The organism is Nocardioides sp. NBC_00850, assembly GCF_045207335.1.
Classification (GTDB): domain Bacteria; phylum Actinomycetota; class Actinomycetes; order Propionibacteriales; family Nocardioidaceae; genus Nocardioides.
Genome location: NZ_CP108845.1, coordinates 5,852,069 through 5,869,274, shown reverse-complemented (window position 1 = coordinate 5,869,274; position 17,206 = coordinate 5,852,069). Strand labels below are relative to the sequence as shown.

General features: G+C 68.6%; 18 protein-coding genes. 13 read left to right on the top strand and 5 right to left on the bottom strand.

Annotated features, from left to right (window positions below):
• The first annotated feature begins 75 nt into the window (after window positions 1–75).
• A complete protein-coding gene (purE, locus tag OH802_RS28455; protein ID WP_406023717.1) occupies window positions 76–573 on the top strand; it encodes a 5-(carboxyamino)imidazole ribonucleotide mutase in 498 nt (165 codons plus the stop codon).
• A gap of 4 nt (window positions 574–577) precedes the next feature.
• On the opposite strand, the gene OH802_RS28450 is transcribed toward purE, so the two are convergent.
• Window positions 578–1,060, bottom strand: a complete 483-nt coding sequence (locus OH802_RS28450) for a DUF2000 domain-containing protein (RefSeq protein ID WP_406023716.1) — start codon at window positions 1,058–1,060, stop codon at window positions 578–580.
• A 110-nt stretch (window positions 1,061–1,170) separates the two neighbouring features.
• Here OH802_RS28450 and OH802_RS28445 point away from each other — a divergent pair, with 110 nt between their 5' ends.
• On the top strand, window positions 1,171–1,620 hold the full coding sequence (locus tag OH802_RS28445) for an Lrp/AsnC family transcriptional regulator (RefSeq protein ID WP_406023715.1): 450 nt from the start codon (window positions 1,171–1,173) through the stop codon (window positions 1,618–1,620).
• 3 nt (window positions 1,621–1,623) lie between these two features.
• Here OH802_RS28445 and OH802_RS28440 read toward each other — a convergent pair whose 3' ends face one another.
• Complete coding sequence (locus OH802_RS28440; RefSeq protein WP_406023714.1) at window positions 1,624–2,076, bottom strand: CoA-binding protein; 453 nt, start codon at window positions 2,074–2,076, stop codon at window positions 1,624–1,626.
• A gap of 85 nt (window positions 2,077–2,161) precedes the next feature.
• Between OH802_RS28440 and OH802_RS28435 the strand changes: the two genes are divergently transcribed.
• The 3 genes from OH802_RS28435 to OH802_RS28425 all read left to right on the top strand — a co-directional run bounded on the left by OH802_RS28435 (window position 2,162) and on the right by OH802_RS28425 (window position 4,977).
• Window positions 2,162–3,334 (top strand): acyl-CoA dehydrogenase family protein, encoded by a 1,173-nt coding sequence (locus OH802_RS28435; protein WP_378826292.1) that lies wholly within the window; start codon window positions 2,162–2,164, stop codon window positions 3,332–3,334.
• 99 nt (window positions 3,335–3,433) lie between these two features.
• A complete protein-coding gene (locus OH802_RS28430) occupies window positions 3,434–4,321 on the top strand; it encodes a hypothetical protein (RefSeq protein ID WP_406023713.1) in 888 nt (295 codons plus the stop codon).
• Between the two features lie 134 nt (window positions 4,322–4,455).
• Window positions 4,456–4,977 carry a GNAT family N-acetyltransferase gene (locus tag OH802_RS28425; protein WP_406023712.1) on the top strand — a complete coding sequence of 174 codons (522 nt, stop codon included), beginning with the start codon at window positions 4,456–4,458 and terminating at the stop codon, window positions 4,975–4,977.
• A gap of 243 nt (window positions 4,978–5,220) precedes the next feature.
• Here the strand turns inward: OH802_RS28425 and arfB are convergent, their stop codons facing one another.
• Together arfB and OH802_RS28415 are read right to left on the bottom strand one after the other, a co-directional pair.
• Window positions 5,221–5,646, bottom strand: a complete 426-nt coding sequence (gene arfB / locus OH802_RS28420; protein WP_406023711.1) for an alternative ribosome rescue aminoacyl-tRNA hydrolase ArfB — start codon at window positions 5,644–5,646, stop codon at window positions 5,221–5,223.
• 23 nt (window positions 5,647–5,669) lie between these two features.
• Window positions 5,670–6,701, bottom strand: coding sequence for a LacI family DNA-binding transcriptional regulator (locus OH802_RS28415; RefSeq protein WP_406023710.1), 1,032 nt, complete (start codon window positions 6,699–6,701; stop codon window positions 5,670–5,672).
• 104 nt (window positions 6,702–6,805) lie between these two features.
• Here OH802_RS28415 and OH802_RS28410 point away from each other — a divergent pair, with 104 nt between their 5' ends.
• From OH802_RS28410 to OH802_RS28380, 7 genes are read left to right on the top strand one after another with little or no spacing between them, the layout of a single operon-like run.
• Window positions 6,806–8,047: an amino acid ABC transporter substrate-binding protein gene (locus OH802_RS28410; RefSeq protein WP_406023709.1), complete on the top strand. Its 1,242-nt coding sequence runs from the start codon at window positions 6,806–6,808 to the stop codon at window positions 8,045–8,047.
• A 4-nt stretch (window positions 8,048–8,051) separates the two neighbouring features.
• On the top strand, window positions 8,052–8,936 hold the full coding sequence (locus OH802_RS28405) for a branched-chain amino acid ABC transporter permease (protein ID WP_378826166.1): 885 nt from the start codon (window positions 8,052–8,054) through the stop codon (window positions 8,934–8,936).
• A gap of 55 nt (window positions 8,937–8,991) precedes the next feature.
• Window positions 8,992–10,011: a branched-chain amino acid ABC transporter permease gene (locus OH802_RS28400; protein ID WP_406023708.1), complete on the top strand. Its 1,020-nt coding sequence runs from the start codon at window positions 8,992–8,994 to the stop codon at window positions 10,009–10,011.
• Window positions 10,008–10,754, top strand: coding sequence for an ABC transporter ATP-binding protein (locus OH802_RS28395; protein ID WP_406023707.1), 747 nt, complete (start codon window positions 10,008–10,010; stop codon window positions 10,752–10,754). The genes OH802_RS28400 and OH802_RS28395 overlap by 4 nt, the downstream gene beginning before the upstream one ends.
• On the top strand, window positions 10,747–11,505 hold the full coding sequence (locus OH802_RS28390; RefSeq protein WP_406023706.1) for an ABC transporter ATP-binding protein: 759 nt from the start codon (window positions 10,747–10,749) through the stop codon (window positions 11,503–11,505). Before OH802_RS28395 ends, OH802_RS28390 begins: the two co-directional genes overlap by 8 nt.
• 16 nt (window positions 11,506–11,521) lie before the next feature.
• Complete coding sequence (locus OH802_RS28385; RefSeq protein WP_406023705.1) at window positions 11,522–12,244, top strand: hypothetical protein; 723 nt, start codon at window positions 11,522–11,524, stop codon at window positions 12,242–12,244.
• 25 nt (window positions 12,245–12,269) lie between these two features.
• Window positions 12,270–14,585 carry a PQQ-dependent sugar dehydrogenase gene (locus tag OH802_RS28380; RefSeq protein WP_406023704.1) on the top strand — a complete coding sequence of 772 codons (2,316 nt, stop codon included), beginning with the start codon at window positions 12,270–12,272 and terminating at the stop codon, window positions 14,583–14,585.
• A gap of 24 nt (window positions 14,586–14,609) precedes the next feature.
• Here the strand turns inward: OH802_RS28380 and OH802_RS28375 are convergent, their stop codons facing one another.
• Window positions 14,610–15,293 (bottom strand): GTP pyrophosphokinase family protein, encoded by a 684-nt coding sequence (locus OH802_RS28375; RefSeq protein WP_406023703.1) that lies wholly within the window; start codon window positions 15,291–15,293, stop codon window positions 14,610–14,612.
• Window positions 15,294–15,525: 232 nt separating this feature from the next.
• Here OH802_RS28375 and OH802_RS28370 point away from each other — a divergent pair, with 232 nt between their 5' ends.
• On the top strand, window positions 15,526–17,181 hold the full coding sequence (locus OH802_RS28370; protein ID WP_406023702.1) for an enoyl-CoA hydratase-related protein: 1,656 nt from the start codon (window positions 15,526–15,528) through the stop codon (window positions 17,179–17,181).
• Window positions 17,182–17,206 lie beyond the last annotated feature (25 nt).

The window sequence follows — 17,206 nt, the reverse complement described above, 5'->3', positions numbered from 1 at the left end:
GCGACAGCGAATTACGGACACCGTTGGGCGGCCCGGTTCACGCGTACACATGCTCGTCGGCCTAGCCTTGGCCTCATGCGCGCGCGAAGTGTAGGGATCGTGATGGGGTCCGACTCCGACTGGCCGACGATGAAGGCTGCGGCCGAGCTGCTGGACGAGTTCGGGATCGAGTGGGAGGCCGATGTGAAGTCGGCTCACCGGATGCCGCAGGAGATGCTCGACTACGGCCGTGAGGCTGCCGGTCGCGGCCTCTCGGTGATCATCGCCGGCGCCGGCGGTGCGGCTGCGCTTCCGGGCATGCTCGCCTCGGTCACCCCGCTCCCGGTCATCGGCGTCCCGGTGCCGCTGAAGTACCTCGACGGACTCGACTCGCTGATGTCGATCGTCCAGATGCCCGGTGGTATCCCGGTGGCGACGGTCGCCATCGGCAACGCCAAGAACGCCGGCATCCTCGCCGCCCGCATCCTCGGCGTCGCCGACCCCAAGCTCCAGCAGAAGCTGGTGGCGTACGAGAAGTCCCTCGCCGAGTTGGCGGCTGCCAAGGGCGAGGTCGTCCGCAACGCCTCCTCCTGAGTTTTCAGGGGAGGAGCGAGAGCCCCTTGACCAGCTTGTCGATGATCCGGCGGGGGCCGAAGAGGCTGACCGCGCAGTAGGACATGTCGGCGCCGCGACTGTTCCCGACGGCGAACAGGTAGTCGTCGTAGACCCTCGTGTGCTGCGCCTGGGTCGGCATGTCGATGACCGCGACGCCGGGCTGGGCGACCGCCCGCCGCCGCAGGTCGGTCAGTCGCTGGGCCGGGGCGCCCAGGACCGTACAGCCGATCCAGGGCAGGCCCGGGTGCGTCGAGTCGTCGGCGTCGATCGCGTCCTCTCCGAGGAGGCCGACCGTACGCTGCGTGGTCGCCCCCGCGACGCAGACGGCCGCGTTCACCGCGCGTCCGGCGGGAAGGGCCTGGTCGACGACGACCACCCACTTGAAAGGCACGTCCCGCGTGCTCGCGGACTGGTCGATCTCGTCCGGGGCGAACCCGATCGAGGCTTCCTCGACGTCTGTGCTCATCACTCCGACTCCTGTCATTCGCCAACTGATTCGAGGACAAGTCTTGAGAATGTCAGGAGTGATCGCAATCGGGCCGGGCATTGTCAGGAATATCGGTTAATCTGGCGTGCATGGACGAAGTCGACCGTCAGATTCTGGCCGCCTGGACGATGGATGCACGGCGGAGCCTTCGGGACATCGCCGCGGAAGTCGGTGTCTCGGCGACCACCGTGCACGACCGCGCGCGGGCGATGCAGCGTCGCGGGCTCATCCGCGGGGCGTACCTCGACCTCGACCTACGCCAGATCGACCGAGGCGTGCAGGCGCTCGTCGCCGTGCGGATCCGACCGCCCTCGCGCGCCAACATCGAGTCCTTCCGCGACTGGGTCGGCGCGCTCCCGGAGGCCGTCGGCGTCTTCGTCACCTCCGGCCGGATGGACTTCATCGTCCACGTCGCCGTCGCCGACAACGACGCGCTCTACGCGTTCGTGATCGACCGGCTCACCTCGCGAGCCGAGATCGCCGACGTGGAGACCTCGGTGATCTATGAGCACCTGCAGACGATGACGTTCGAGCCGTAGCCCTTATGCCTGTGCGCCGGCCCTGGCGCGCTGGAACCAGATCTTGCTGGGGCAGGTGTCCATGACCATCGGTACGCCGGCCGCGGTGGTGCGCTCGAAGGCCGACTCGTCGACCACGCCCATCTGGAACCAGACGCCGCCGGCGCCGATCGCCACGGCCTCGTCGGCGAACTGGCCGGCGGCCTCGGAGCGGCGGAAGACGTCGACGACATCGATCTTCCCGACGGCCGCGGCGGCGTCGGCCAGGGTCGCGTAGACCTTCTCGCCGAGCACCTCCTTGCCCTCGGCGGCGGCGCCGGGGTGGATCGGGATGATCCGCTTGCCGTGCTGCTGGAGCTCCTGGGCGATCGCGTAGGCCGTACGCCACGGATCGCCCGAGAGGCCGACTACCGCCCACGTCTCGGAGTCGTCGAGGAGCTTGTCGATGGTGTCCTGGTCGAGCCACGCAACGGTCATGTAGCGCTCAACAACAACGGGGGTCGGTGGATTCCGTGACCCACCGACTTACTGGCGAGTAGCAAACAGGCATAGACTCCGGGACATGAGTGCCGAGTACCCGTTGTTCGCCCTCTCCGAGGAGCACCAGGAGATCCGCAAGGCCATCCGCGAGATCTGTGACGCGAAGATCGCGCCGGCCGCGGCTGCGGTCGACGAGGAGGCTCGCTATCCGCAGGAGGCGCACGACGCGTTGGTCGAGACCGAGTTCTTCGCGCCGCATGTGCCGGAGGCGTACGGCGGTGTCGGTGCCGACGCGCTCGCGACCGTCCTGGTCATCGAGGAGATCGCCCGTGCGGACGTCTCGGCCTCGCTGATTCCCGCGGTGAACAAGCTCGGTTCGCTGCCGGTGCAGATCGGTGGCTCGGAGGAGCTGAAGAAGAAGTACCTCGGCAAGCTCGCAGCTGGTGAGGGCAACTTCTCCTACTGTCTCTCCGAGCCCGACGCGGGCTCGGATGCGGCCAACCAGAAGACCCGGGCCGTACGCGACGGCGACTTCTGGGTGCTCAACGGCGTCAAGCGCTGGATCACCAACGCGGGTGTCTCGGAGTACTACACCGTGCTCGCCGTGACCGACCCGGAGAAGCGCTCCAAGGGGATCTCCGCGTTCGTGGTGGAGAAGTCGGATGAGGGCGTGTCCTTCGGTGCGCCGGAGAAGAAGCTCGGCATCAAGGGCTCGCCGACGCGCGAGGTCTACTTCGACAACGTACGCATCCCCGCCGACCGGCTCATCGGCGAGGAGGGCAAGGGCTTCACCTACGCCATGCAGACCCTCGACCACACCCGGATCACCATCGCGGCCCAGGCCGTCGGTGTCGCGCAGGGTGCGCTGGACTACGCGCTGGGCTACATCAAGGAGCGCAAGCAGTTCGGCAAGGCGATCGCGGAGTTCCAGGGTGTGGAGTTCATGGTCGCCGACATGGGGATGAAGATCGAGGCCGCCCGTCAGCTCACCTACGCCGCCGCGGGTCGTTCCGAGCGCGGCGACAAGGACCTGACCTTCTTCGGCGCCGCGGCCAAGGCCTTCGCGAGCGATGTCGCGATGCAGGTCACCACCGACGCCGTCCAGCTGTTGGGTGGCTATGGGTTCACCCGCGACTACCCGGTCGAGCGGATGATGCGCGACGCCAAGATCACCCAGATCTACGAGGGCACCAACCAGGTCCAGCGGATCGTCATGGCCCGCCAGCTCCTCGCCGGCATCCAGTCGACCCTGTGACCGATCGGTGCGCTTGGCCCGCGGCGGCGAGTGCACTGATCATTCATGTGCACGATCCATGCACCGACAATCGATCAAAGGTGCACGGATCGTGCATGGGTGGCGGATGATGCCTTCATCGGGGATCCCGCCGATGAGGACGAGGCATTCGTCCTGGACACGTCGCGACCGTTCTCGCGAGCAGATGCCGCGAAGGCGAAGATCAAGCCGAGCACGTTGCGTGGGCCGCGCTTCGTACGCCTCTTCAGTGGTGTGTACGTCTCAGTCGATGCGCCGCTGACACCGCTGCAGCGGGTCCGAGCCGCGTTGGTGCCGTTCCGGGGCAATGGCTTCGCCAGTCACGCGTCCGCGGCTCGGGTCTACGAGGTGCCGATTCCGACGCTGCCCGACGAGCATGTGACGGTAACGGCTGCGGCCCACCGGCGTACGCATCCCGGCATCGTCTGCCATGTGATGCGGAAGCCGCGAGCGGTGGTCTTCGACGGCATCGGTGTCTCCTCGCCTGACCAGCTCTTCACCGAGTTCGCGAGTCAGGTGAGCCTGGTCGACCTCGTCGTCGCGGGCGATCACCTCGCACGCCGTCACCGTGGCGTGACTGCGGCGACGTTGGCCGATTTCGCGGCGGCCGGCGGCCTGCCCGCCTCGCGCGCTGCTGCCACGGCTGCGGGCTACGTGCGCGAGAACGTGCGCTCCCCGATGGAGACTCGTCTTCGCATGTTGCTCGTGCTCGCGGGACTCCCCGAACCACGCATCAACGCCCTCGTCGGCACCGGAGACGGCATGCTCAAGCGGGAGCGTGACCTCGAGCGACGTGAGGAGGCCGACGATGACGGCTGGCGCATCCTGACCGTCGTCGCGAAGGGCATCTACCGTCGACCCGACCTGACTCTGGAGAAGATCCACCGGGTGTTGCTGGAACGAGGCGAACCCGGAGTGCCGAAGCATGTCTCGGATGCCTGGCGTCCCCACTTCCCTGTGGTGCGTTAGTAGGCGTGAACGATCTGTGCACCCAAGCAGTGCTCGCCGGTGCCTGGATCGTGCATATGCACGATTGGTGCATTCGGGTTGGCGGGGTTGGTGCACCGATCGTGCATGGCTGGCTGGTGGCTATCGTGTGCCTCATGAGGAACGACGGGTTTCGGCTCCGCGAGTGGGAGGAGTCGGATGCGGAGGTCCTGCTCGCCGCGTACGCCGGCGCTGGGATGGAGACCGAGCGCCCGGCGGACGTGGCCACGGTCGAGGATGCCGAGCGGCTGATCGCCGGGTGGGATGAGGACGCGGTCGCGGACCGGGCCTACACCTTCGCGGTCGTCGACGGCGCCGACATCCTCGGGCAGATGCGGGTCACCACCCAGATGCGGGTCCACAGCATCGGCTGGATCTCCTACTGGACCCTCGAGAAGCACCGCGGCCGAGGTGTCGGCAGCACCGGCCTGAAACTGCTGGCCAAGTACTGCTTCGACGAGCTGGGCCTCTTCCGCCTCGAGACCGGCCACCGGCTCGACAATCCAGGGTCGTGCCGTGTCGCCACCGCGGCGGGCTTCCTCGTCGAGGGCCGCGAACGCCAGAAACTGCTCTACGACGGCGTCCGCTACGACACCGAGACCCACGCCCGGTTGGCCACCGACCCCGACCCCGCCTGACGCCGAGAGGGCGCGTACGTCGGCCGAGGCGTCGCTCCGGTCGGGCGAAGCGTCACCCCGGTCGGGCGAGAGGTCGCTCCGGCGAATCGAGATGCGCCTGGGTGGCATCTCGCCCGACGTACGTGACCTCTCGGCTGACGGGGCTGACGCATCGGCCGACGGGACTGACCTCTCGGCTGACGGGGCTGCCGCCTCGCCCGACGGGGGTGACGCTTCGGCCGACGCAAGCGACGGCTCGGGAGGTCAGTCTTGGACGCGGCCGCGGAGCTGTTTGGTCTGGCCGCGCTGGCGCTTGGCGTCGAGGCGACGTTCCTTGGAGCCACGGGTGGGCTTGGTGGGGCGGCGGGTGGGAGGTGGCGGGGCGAGGAGCTCGCGGATGCGGAGGGCCAGACGCTCGCGTGCGGCGATGCGGTTGCGGTGCTGGGAGCGCTGTTCGTGGGAGACGACTACGAGCGGTCCCGAGGAGCGGGCCAGGAGGCGGGCGAGCTGGCGTTCGTCGAGGGCGGATGACGCGGACGGGTCCCAGGAGAGCTCGACGCGGGAGTCGGTGGTGTTGACCGACTGCCCGCCGGGGCCGGGGGAGCGGGAGAAGCGTTCGACCAGCTCGGTGTCGGGGATGACGAGACCTTCGGGCAGCCCAGGGCCCGGTGGTACCCGAAGATCCTTCACTCGAAGAACCCTAGACCGCGGGGCTATCGAGCGGCAGGCCCGGTCGAGTCGCGCACGACGAGCTCGGCAGGGACCCGCTGCCGTCGAGCGCGTGAGCCGGGCTCCTTCAACGCCAGCGTCAGCGCCCGGGCGCCCATCTCGGCCATCGGCAGGCGGACGGTGGTGAGTCCGGGGGAGAGGTCCTGGGCGACGGCGACGTCGTCGAACCCGCTGACCGAGACCTGGCCGGGAACCGAGACCCCGGAGCTGCGCAGCTGGGAGAGACACCCGATGGCCATGTCGTCGTTGAGGGCGATGACAGCGGTCGTACGCGGGTGGTCGGCGAGCATCCGGCGGATGCACTCGCGCCCGCCCTCGCGGGTGAACGGCCCCTCGAGAACAGGTACGTCGCCGGCGTCGAGCCCCGCCGCCTCGAGCGCGTCGCGCACCCCCTCGAGACGGTCGGCGACGGTGGTCAGCTCCAGGGTGCCCGAGACGACCACGATGCGCCGGTGGCCCAGGCCGAGGATGTGCTCGGCGACGGCGCGGCCGCCGGGGCGGTTGTCGGGCAGCACGCTGTCGACCCCGAGGTGGTGCCGGCCGACGACGGCCACGCGGCCACCTGCCTCCGCGTAGCGCTGCACCTCGAACCGCATCGGCGCCTCGACCGAGGCGTCCACGAAGCCCGATCCCGCGATCAGGATCGCGCCGACGCGGTTGGCCACCAGGCTGCGTACCTGCTCGACCTCGGCCTCGGGGTCGCGGCCGGTGTGGCAGATCTGGACGGTGCGCCCGTGTTCGGCGGCGAGGCTGAGCACGCCGCTGGCGATCTCGGAGAAGTAGGGGTCGCCGATCTCGTGCACGACGAGCCCGATGGTGGCGGTCGATCCGCTGGCGAGCGAGCGGGCATGGAGATTGGCGACATAGCCGAGCTCGCGTGCCGCCTGGCGGACCTTCTCGGCCACCGAGTCGCTGACACCCGGGGTTCCGGAGAGCGCGCGGGAGGCGGTTGCGATCGAGACGCCGGATGCATGCGCGACGTCGATCAGGCGGGGGGAGCTGTTGGTTCGGACCATCGATGCCCCTTGTCGTCAGGAATGTGACTCTTGCCACACTAAGCGAGAGTGGGTAACGTCATCGTAAACGCTTACGTAAGCGCTTTCGTAGAGGAGACCCGCAGATGCGCTTCACGAAGACCCCCACCGCGAGCAAGCGGTCCAGAGCAACCCTGGCTGCCGCGGCGGCCGTGACTCTCGCCTCCACCCTCGCCGCCTGTGGCGCCGCCGAGGAAGGAGGCGGTGACGACGAGATCGTGATCGGCATCTCGCTGCCCCTGACCGGCGACTTCAGCGAGCCCGGCAAGGGCATCCAGCGCGGATACGAGGCCTGGGCCGAATACGTCAACGCCAACGGCGGCCTGCTCGGCCGTGACGTACGACTGGAGATGCTCGACGACCAGTCCAGCGCCGAGCGTGTCGCCGCCGACTACGAGAAGCTGATCAACCAGGAGCAGGTCGACCTGATCGTCGGGCCGTTCTCCACCCGCCTGGTGATCCCGGCCGCCCAGGTCGCCCAGGACTACGGCTACCTCTTCGTCGAGCCTGCCGGCGCGGCGCCCGAGGTCTTCGAGGAGGGCTTCGAGAACCTCTTCTACGCCGCGCCCGCCGTCGCGAACGACCACTACAAGCTCCTCGCCGAGCACATCCTCGCGATGCCGGAGGCCGAGCGGCCCAAGACCGCGGCGTACGCCTCGATGGACGACCCGTTCGCCCAGGGCACCGCCTACGGGCTCAAGGACGCGCTGGAAGAGGGCGGCGTCAAGACCGTCGTGGACGAGGTCTACCCGCCCAACACCACCGACTTCAGCAGCATCGCGGCCAAGATCGCCGACAGCAAGGCCGACATGGTCGTGGGCGGCAGCCAGTACCAGGACGGCGTCAACCTGATCGTCGCGCTGCAGCAGCTCAACTACCAGCCCAAGCTGGCCGCGTTCTCGACCGCGCCGACCGAGACCGAGTTCGCCGAGGCGATCGGCGACAAGACGCAGGGCATCATCGCGCCGACCGGCTACACCACGAAGGCGGACTACCCCGAGAACCAGGAGTTCGTGAAGTTCTACGAGGAGAAGCACGGTGAGGCGCCCGGTGAGGACGAGGCCAACGCCTGGACCACGGGTCAGGTCGTCGCGGCAGCGGTCGAGGCGGTCGAGTGCGCCGAGCCCGACCCCGACTGCCAGTCCAAGCTGATCGACTGGCTGCACGAGAACGAGGTCGAGACCGTCGTCGGGCCGCTGAGCTGGGACGACAAGGGTCGCCCGCAGAGCGCCCACATGATCCAGCAGTGGGTGGACGGCGAGATCAAGATCGTCCTGCCCGAGGACCAGGCCGAGGCCGAGTTCGTCTACCCGAAGCCGGCGTGGTGAGCCGATGTCAGGTCCACTCCTTCTGCAGAGCCTGATCCTGGGGCTGCTGCTCGGAGGCCTCTATGCCCTGCTCGCCGCCGGCCTGACGCTCTACTTCGGCGTCATGCGGGTCGTGATGATCGCCCACTCCGCGTTCCTGATCCTGGCTGCGTACCTGGCCTGGTTCTTCACCACGCAGACCGGGCTCGACCCGCTGCTCTCGCTGATCATCACCGTGCCGCTCTTCTTCGCGGCCGGCTATGGGATGCAGCGGGCGCTGCTCTCCCGGCTGCGGCCGGCGACGCTGACGATGATGTCGGTGCTGCTGACCTTCGCGATCGCGCTGGTCATCGAGGGCGGCCTCGGCTACCTCTTCTCCGGCACCCAGCGGCGGATCCAGCTCGGCTACTCGAGCGCGAGCCTGGAGCTGTGGGGAGCGCGGATCGCGGTGGTGAAGCTGGTCGCCTTCGGGCTGGCCGTGGTCTCGCTCCTGGCGCTCTTCCTGCTGCTCAAGAAGACCCGCTTCGGGCAGGCGCTGCGTGCCACGATCCAGCACCGTGAGGCCGCCCAGCTGCTCGGCATCGACACCGACCGGATCGCCGGCTTCGGCTTCGGGCTCGGCCTTGCGACCGCGGCGGTCGGTGGCACTGCGCTCGCGCTCGACGCCACCATCTATCCCTCGCTGCACTGGCACTGGATCGGACCGCTGATGGCGATCATCGTGATCGGCGGCCTCGGCAGCATCCCGGGCGCCGCGGTCGCGGCGATGGTCCTCGGGGTGACCCAGAGCCTGCTGCAGATCCCGATGGGCACCACCTGGGCGCAGACGGTCTTCTACCTCGCCCTCTTCGCCACCCTCATGTTCCGCCCCCAGGGATTCTTCGGAGGTCGCCTTGCTCAGCGCTTCTAGACACAGGACTGCGACACACCAAGAAAGCCGTACGTCCTCGGGCCGCTCCGTCCTGGTGGCGAAGCTCGTCGCGGCAGCGGTCGCGCTGGGCCTCGTGCTCGCCTTCCCGGCGCTCGCGCCGGACCCGTTCATCCTGTCGGTGGGCGTGGTGATCGCCAGCTACGCCGCGCTCGCGGTGGCGTGGAACTTCGTCGGCGGGCTGACCGGCTACATCTCGCTGGGACATGCCGCCTATGCAGGACTGGGTGGCTACGGCACCGCGCTGCTGGTGACCGAGGCCGGGGTGAACCCGTGGGTCTCGATTGTCGTCGCGGCCGTGCTCGTCGGCCTGGCCGCGGTGCCGATCGGGATCGCGTCGCTGCGGGTCCGGGGCGCCTCGTTCGTGATCGTCTCGATCGCACTGGTGCTCATCCTGCTGCTGGTCGCGCAGAGCTGGGCCGACGTGACCGGCGGGTCCAACGGGCTGCGGGTGCCGCGGCCGTTCGGCACCGACGTACTCCGGCCCGAGCAGCACGAGCGGTTCTTCTACCTGTTCGTGGCGCTGACTCTGGTCGCCCTGGTGCTGTGGTGGGCGATCGACCGCTCGCGGCTCGGCACCGGCCTCAAGGCGATCCGGGAGGACGAGGACAAGGCCCAGGCGCTGGGCGTGCCCACGTTCGCCTACAAGCTGTTCGTCTTCGTCGTCTCGGCGTTCATGACCGCGATGGCGGGCGGGATGTACGCCCTCTGGTTCGGCTCGCTCGACCCGATCTTCCAGTTCTCCATCCTGACCGGTTCCTATCTGGTGCTGATGTCGCTGCTCGGCGGCGTACGCAGCCTGCTCGGTCCGGTCGTCGGCGCGGTGATCGTGGGCTATGCGGTCGAGTTCTTCAAGAACCAGTACGGCGACACCCAGCTGCACCTGGTCGCGCTCGGTCTGCTGCTCGCCCTGGTCGTGCTCTTCATGCCCGACGGGGTCATCCCCTGGCTGACCGCGCAGTTCGACCGGTTCCGACCCGGCGACACCTCGATCCGCGAGGTCGACGCCGCCCAGCTGGCCGAGGAGCGCAAGGCGCTCGAGGAGACGAAGTCATGAGCGCAGCGAACAAGGACTTCCTGGCGACCGAGAACCTGACCAAGGCGTTCGGCGGCGTACGCGCCGTGGACGAGGCCACGGTCAGCTTCCAGGAGGGCAAGATCAACGCCCTGATCGGTCCGAACGGGTCGGGCAAGACCACCTTCTTCAACTGCGTGACCGGGATGATCCGGCCCGACTCGGGCACGGTGACCTATCAGGGTCGCGACGTGACCGGCCACGCACCTCACCGGATCGCGCGGGCCGGCCTCGGGCGCAGCTTCCAACTGTGCCGGATCTTCCCGCGGATGACGGTTCTCGACAACGTGCTGGCCGGAGTGCGGTCCAAGGGGCTGGTCCATCGGCTGCGCGGGGCGCACAACCCCGACGACATCGCCCGGGCGCGGGAGCTGCTGGCCCGGGTCGGCATCGAGCACCTTGAGCGCAGCGAGGCCCGCGACATCTCCTACGGGCAGCAGAAGCTGCTCGAGCTCGCCGGGGTGCTGATGGCCGAGCCCGACACGATCATGCTCGACGAGCCGGCCGGCGGAGTGAACCCGGCGCTGATCGGCCGGATCGCCACGCTCGTGCGCGAGCTCAACGCCGAGGGCCGCACCTTCGTCATCGTCGAGCACAACATGGAGCTGGTGATGAGCCTCTCCGACCATGTCGTGGTCTTCGACCGCGGCCGCCCGATCGCCTCCGGTGCGCCGGCGGACGTGCAGAACGACCCACGAGTCCTGGAGGCCTACCTTGGTGTCTGAACCTCTTCTCGAGCTGCGCGACATCGAGGCCGGCTACGGCCGTGCGGCGCTGGTGCTGCGAGGCCTCACCGTCATCGTTCCCGCAGGTCAGATCGTCTGTCTGGTCGGTCCGAACGGGGCCGGCAAGTCCACGGTGCTCAAGGTGGCCAGCGGCATGCTGACGCCACGCTCGGGGACCATCACCGTCGACGGCGTCGACGTCACCCGCAACGGGCCGCAGCAGATGCTCCGCGCGGGCATGGCCCACGTCCTCCAGGGCCACTCCGTGTTCAAGGAGATGACGGTCGCCGAGAACGTCGGCCTGGGCGCCTACACGGTGCGCGACGCGGCCGCGATCCAGGAGCGGACCGACTTCGTGAAGACGCTCTTCCCGGTCGTCGCCGAGCGGTGGAACACCCTCGCCGGCGCGCTCTCGGGCGGCCAGCAGAAGCAGGTCGAGTTCGCCCGCTCGCTGATGGTGAGCCCGAAGGTGGTGCTGCTCGACGAGCCCAGCATGGGCCTGGACCCGAAGACCACGGCGACCGTGTTCGAGCAGGTCGTACGCATGCGGGACGCCGGTCTGGCGGTCCTGCTCGTCGAGCAGAACGCCCGGCGGGCCCTGGAGTCGGCGGATCTGGGGTGCGTACTGGATCTGGGGAGGGTGCACATCGCAGGGGCCGCTGCCGACCTGCTCGCTGATCCGCGCATGGCTGAGCTCTATCTCGGGGGAGCCGCAACAACCTCAGCAGGGACCACCGACGGTCCCGATTAGGGGAAGGGAAAGCACCATGAGATGGAAGCTGAACCGAATGGTGGGGCGAGGCGTACGCGCCGGTGTGGTCGCCCTCGCAGTGGCGCTGGCCGCTCCGCTCGCCGGAGCCCAGGCCCAGATATATACGCAGCCGACCGAAGGCCCCGGTCTGACCGTGGTCAAGCCCAGGGCGAGCCTCGCTGACTGGGATCCGGTCACCGAGGATAAATGGGCCTTCGAGGACGGTCAGGTCATCCTGACCGAGCCTGGGACGGCACAGCCCGGCCCACGACGTCCCTTCGAGTACGCCGTGGTGACCAAGGGTCCCGAGCTCGGCTCGCTGACCTACCGCGCCGAGGTCCGCATCGACGAGGCCGTCACGGTCACCAACCGCGACGTGATCCTGGTCTGGAACTACCAGTCCCCGACGCGCTTCTACTACGCCCACCTCTCGACCGACAACACCATCTACCCCCACAACGGCATCTTCGTGGTCAACGACGCCGACCGGCTGCGCATCGATCACCAGTGGAACGGCACCGTCGGCGCAGCGCCGTCGATCACCGATGCCGAGTGGCACGACGTACGTCTCGACTACAACGCCCGCACGGGCGCGATCGCGGTCTATCTCGACGGTGCCGACGAGCCCCGGATGACCGCCACGGACACCACCTTCACCGGAGGCCGGTTCGGCTTCGGTTCCTTCGACAACTTCGGCCGCATCCGTGACGTCACGGTCGCGGGCCTCCGTCATCGCTGAACCTCGGTAAGGAGAGAACACACCCATGGGAACCTCACGTCTATGGGGCGGTCTCGCGGTGGGCGCCATGCTCGCCGCGCTACTCACCCCCACGCTCTCTGCCAACGCCGCCATCCCCGGCAGCGAGCCCGTCCCCGACCCCATCCCCGAACAGCCCCTACGCAGCAGCCTCGGCCTCGTGCTCCAGGAGGTCGCACAGCTTCCCAAGACCGAGCCCTACCCCGCTCCGACCGACCAGCGCCTCGTCCGCCAGAACCGCATCAACTTCATCGGCGAGGTCCCTGACGGCTCGGGCCGGATGTACGTCCCCGACCTCAACGGGCCGATGTATCTGCTCGAGAGCGGGCAGCAGCACGAGTACCTCGACCTCCGGGACCACTTCGTCGACTTCTGGTCCGGTGCCGGGCTGGGCAGCGGCGCCGGGTTCATCACGTTCCACCCCGAGTTCGAGACGAACGGGCTCTTCTACACCACCCACACCGAGCGCTTCGGCGGCTTCGCCAAGACGCCCACCTTCCCGTCGCAGACCAACCCCGGCTCCGGGCGCACGGTCAGCGTGGTCACCGAGTGGCACGCCAACGACCCTGCGGCCGACACCTTCGAGGGCACCAGCCGTGAGGTGATGCGGATCGACTTCGCCGGTCAGATCCACGCCATCCAGCAGCTCGACTTCAACCCGACCGCCAGGCCCGGCGACGAGGACTACGGGCTGCTCTACATCGCCTCGGGCGACGGCGGCAACGGGGTGAAGAGCGACGACCCGCAGAACCTCGGCAACCCGTTCGGCAAGATCCTCCGGATCGACCCGCTCGCCCGCGACGGGCGCAACGGGGCGTACGGGGTGCCGGACAGCAACCCGTTCGTCGACCGGGAGGGCGCGATCGGCGAGATCTGGGCGTACGGCATGCGCGACCCGCACCGGTTCTCCTGGGACGCCGAGAAGGGCACGCTCCTGCTCGGCCACATCGGCCAGCACGCGATCGAGGGCGTCTACGACGTACGCGCCGGGGACAATCTCGGCTGGAGCGAGATCGAGGGCCGGCTGCTCTACGACAACACCGACGAGTGTGCGCTCTACACGGTCCCGGACGACTACGACATGTCCGGCTTCACCCTTCCGGTGGCCTCCTTCGACCACGACCCGCCGGCCAACTACTCCTGCACCTCCGACAGCGGCCACGCGGTCAGCGGCGGTGTCGTCTACCGCGGCCGGTTCGACGACCTGAAGGGCAAGTACGTCTTCGGCGACCTGGTCAACGGCGAGGTCTACTGGACCGACTCCCGACAGATGCGCCGCGGCAGCAGCAAGGAGGCGCCCCTGCACCAGATGCAGCTCTTCGACACCTCCGGCAAGCGGCTCTCGATGCAGGACTTCGTCGACGACCCGCGTGTCGACCTGCGCTTCGGCACCGACTCCCGCCGCAACCTCTACCTGCTGGCCAAGGCCAACGGGAAGATCTGGAAGGTCGTGAACACGGTGCAGCGGCCATGGCCGAGCGAGGTCGTGCCGTCGCTGCGCGAGGACCTGGTCAGCTACTACGACTTCGAGCACCCCTTCGCCCCGGGATCGCGCGAGGAGGACCAGGGCTTCTCGCGGACGCTGCTGAACCAGGTCAACGGCGGCAACGCCATGCAGGTGCGTGATTCGGCCTACCGGACCAGCAACAACGCGCTGCAGACCCAGCAGCTGAACCCGGAGGTGAACGGCAACGACGACTGGAAGGCGGGGGTGTGGAACCAGGACGGGGTCGCCTCGTTGGCGCCGCTCGCGGGAGCCGAGCAGATCACCGTGGCCGGCTGGTTCAAGGTCGACATGGACGGGCCGGCGCTCAACTCGGTGACCGCCGATCCGACCGACCGGTTCAACGCGATCGGGCTGGCCGGGGTGCTCTCGGGCAACTCCGACGGCCATGGCGTACGCGCCCTGCTGGAGCTCATCAACGTCGACGGCACCCTGCGCCTGGTCGCGCTGGGACGCCGGCTCGACGAGGGGGCCTCGCAGACCTTCGCCGCCTCGGCGGACTGGCAGACCCTGCTGCCACGAGGTCAGTGGGTGCACCTGGCGGCGACGTTCGACTACACCACGGGCAAGATGGCGCTCTACCGCAACGGCAAGGCCGTCGAGGGGTTCTACACCTCCGCCGGTGACCCGTGGCAGGTCGACGGCACCGGCACCTCCGACACGTTGCCGCGAGGCATCAAGGTCGGTGGATCGTTCCCGCAGGACACCGTCGAGCGGAACCCCTGCAACTGCCGGATGGACTCGCTGATGTTCCTCGACCGGGCGATCACGCCGGACGAGGCGCGAGCCCAGTATCAGCGGTTCGTCAACGGCCGCTGAGCCTGTGAGGGTCCACGGCTCGGTTCAGCGAACCGGGCCGTGGACCTCGCTGCGTAGCCGGGCCATGGTGGCGTCGAGGTCGGCCGCGGTGCGGGCGGCGGCGCCGAGCTCGTCGCGCAGGGTCGTGGGGACGGTGCCGTCGTACTTGTAGTAGATCGAGTGCTCGACGCTGGCCCAGAAGTCCATCGCGATCGTGCGGATCTGCAGCTCGACCGGCACGTCGACCGCCCGGTCGGAGAGGTAGACCGGCACCTTGATGATCAGGTGGAGGCTGCGGTAGCCGTTGGCCTTCGGGTCGGCGATGTAGTCCTCGACCTCGACCACGTCGACATCGGACTGGCTGCCCAGCATCTCCATGATCCAGTAGACGTCGGAGACGAACGGGCACACGACCCTGATCCCGGCGATGTCGCGGATCTGCTGCTCGAGCGCCTCGAGGGTGAGTGGGCAGCCGATCTTGCGGGCCTTGGCGAGCAGACTGTCGGGCGTCTTGAGCCGGGTGCGTACGTGCTCGATCGGGCTGTGGTCGTGGGTGTGCTCGAACTCCTCGCGCAGGATCGCGATCTTGGTCGAGACCTCGTCGATCGCGAACTTGTAGCGCATCCGGAACCTGGCCAGGTCGCGCGCCATCTCACGGGTCATGTCGCTGGCGCTCGCCTCGACGAGATCGACCAACCCGTTGAACGGGTTGTCGTCGACTGTTGTCATTGTCCCCTCCTGACAGAGTCATCTTTGCAGGCAGCGACAAGACGTCGCCGCGATGCCCGGCATGAGACCGGGGCGAGCGGCCCGGAGATGACCGGGTCTTCGGTCCCTCTTCTGGACACCGAGGTGCAGCCGGCTGGGTGCGCTCGATACAGTGACACCCCTCGGGGGATAAATACCCCTCGGGGGATATGAGGTCTGTTCGGGCTACCTACGAGAAGGACACTTCCCCCACATGCGCATTCTTCTGCTCGTCTCCGCGTTCAACGGTCTTACCCAACGTGTCTGGTGCGATCTCAAAGAGGGCGGCCATGACGTCGGTGTCCTCCTGGCGCCGGTCCACGACGACTCCTCCCTGGTGGCGGCGGTCGAAGCGATCGAGCCCGACCTGATCCTGTGCCCGTTCCTCAAGCACCGGGTGCCGGAGGCGATCTGGGGTCGCTATCGAACGGTGGTGATCCACCCGGGCCCGGTCGGTGACCGAGGCCCGTCCTCGCTCGACCACGCCACCCTCGACGGGCGGGACCGCTGGGGCGTGACCGCGCTGTCGGCCGTCGAGGAGATGGACGCCGGCCCGGTCTGGGCGACCGAGACCTTCGAGATGCCAGAGGTCCCGATCGCGAAGAGCGCGCTCTACAACGGCCCGGTCGCCGATGCCGCGATGGACTGCGTCGCGGAGGTCCTCCGGATGGTCGCCGCGGGGGAGGCGCCGAAGCCCGCCGACGAGTGGGCCGCTGAGGTCGACGGCACCGGCGAGCTGCCGCTGCTGCGTCGCAAGGCCTTCGAGATCGACTGGTCCGCGCCGGCCACCGAGATCGCCCGGCGGATCGCGGCGGCCGACGGTGCCCCGGGTGCGCCGGCGACCGTCGACGGGAAGGCGTACTGCCTCTTCGACGCCGCCACGACGCCTGAGGACCATGGCGACGTGGAGCCGGGCACCATCGTCGGCGTCGACACCGACGCGGTGGCGATCGCCACCGGCGAGGGCACCCTGTGGGTCGGCTACGCCGCCACGCTCGAGAAGAAGCGCGGTCCCAAGCTTCCGGCGGCCTGGGTGCTCGACACGGGGCACGCGCCCTACCGGAGGATGCCGGATGCGCTGGCCGAGACGACCTACGAGCGCGACGGCGACGTCGGCTACCTCACCCTCCGCTCCTACAGCGGCGCGATGCACACCCAGCAGTGCCGCCGGATGACCGATGCCGTCCGCAAGGCGCTCATCGAGGACACCAGGGTCCTGGTCGTACGCGGCACCGAGCACGCCTTCTCCAACGGCATCCACCTCGGCGTGATCGAGGCGGCGCAGGACCCGGCGGCCGAGGCCTGGGACAACATCCGGGCCATCGACGAGCTCTGCCTGGCGATCGCCGAGGCCGAGCAGCTGACCATCGCCGCGTTCACCGCCAATGCCGGAGCCGGCGGCGTGATGGCCGGCCTCTGTGCCGACATCACGGTCGCGCGCGCCGGTGTCGTGCTGAATCCCTACTACGACATGGGAATCTTCGGCTCCGAGCTGCACACCTGGGGCCTGCCGAGCCGGGTCGGCGCCGAGAAGGCCGACGAGCTGCTCGGCTCGAAGCTGCCGATCTCGGCGGCCGAGGCGGCGCGCATCGACATGGTCAGCGAACTCGGTCCGCGCGACGCGGCCGAGTTCGACGGCTGGCTGCGCAACCTGGCGCAGAGCGTCGCCGAGCCCGAGGCGTACGTCCCGGCCCTGGCGGCCCGCGAGGCACGCCGTGCCTGTGTGATGCCGATGTCCTACTACCAGAGCATCGAGCTGGCCGAGATGGCTCGCGACATCTTCGACGACCGCTTCGGGTTCGCCGCGAAGCGGAAGGCGTTCGTCAGCAAGGCCGCGCCGACCGAGACACCGGCGAAGATCCGGTTCTGACCGATTGACAAACTAGAACGTGTTC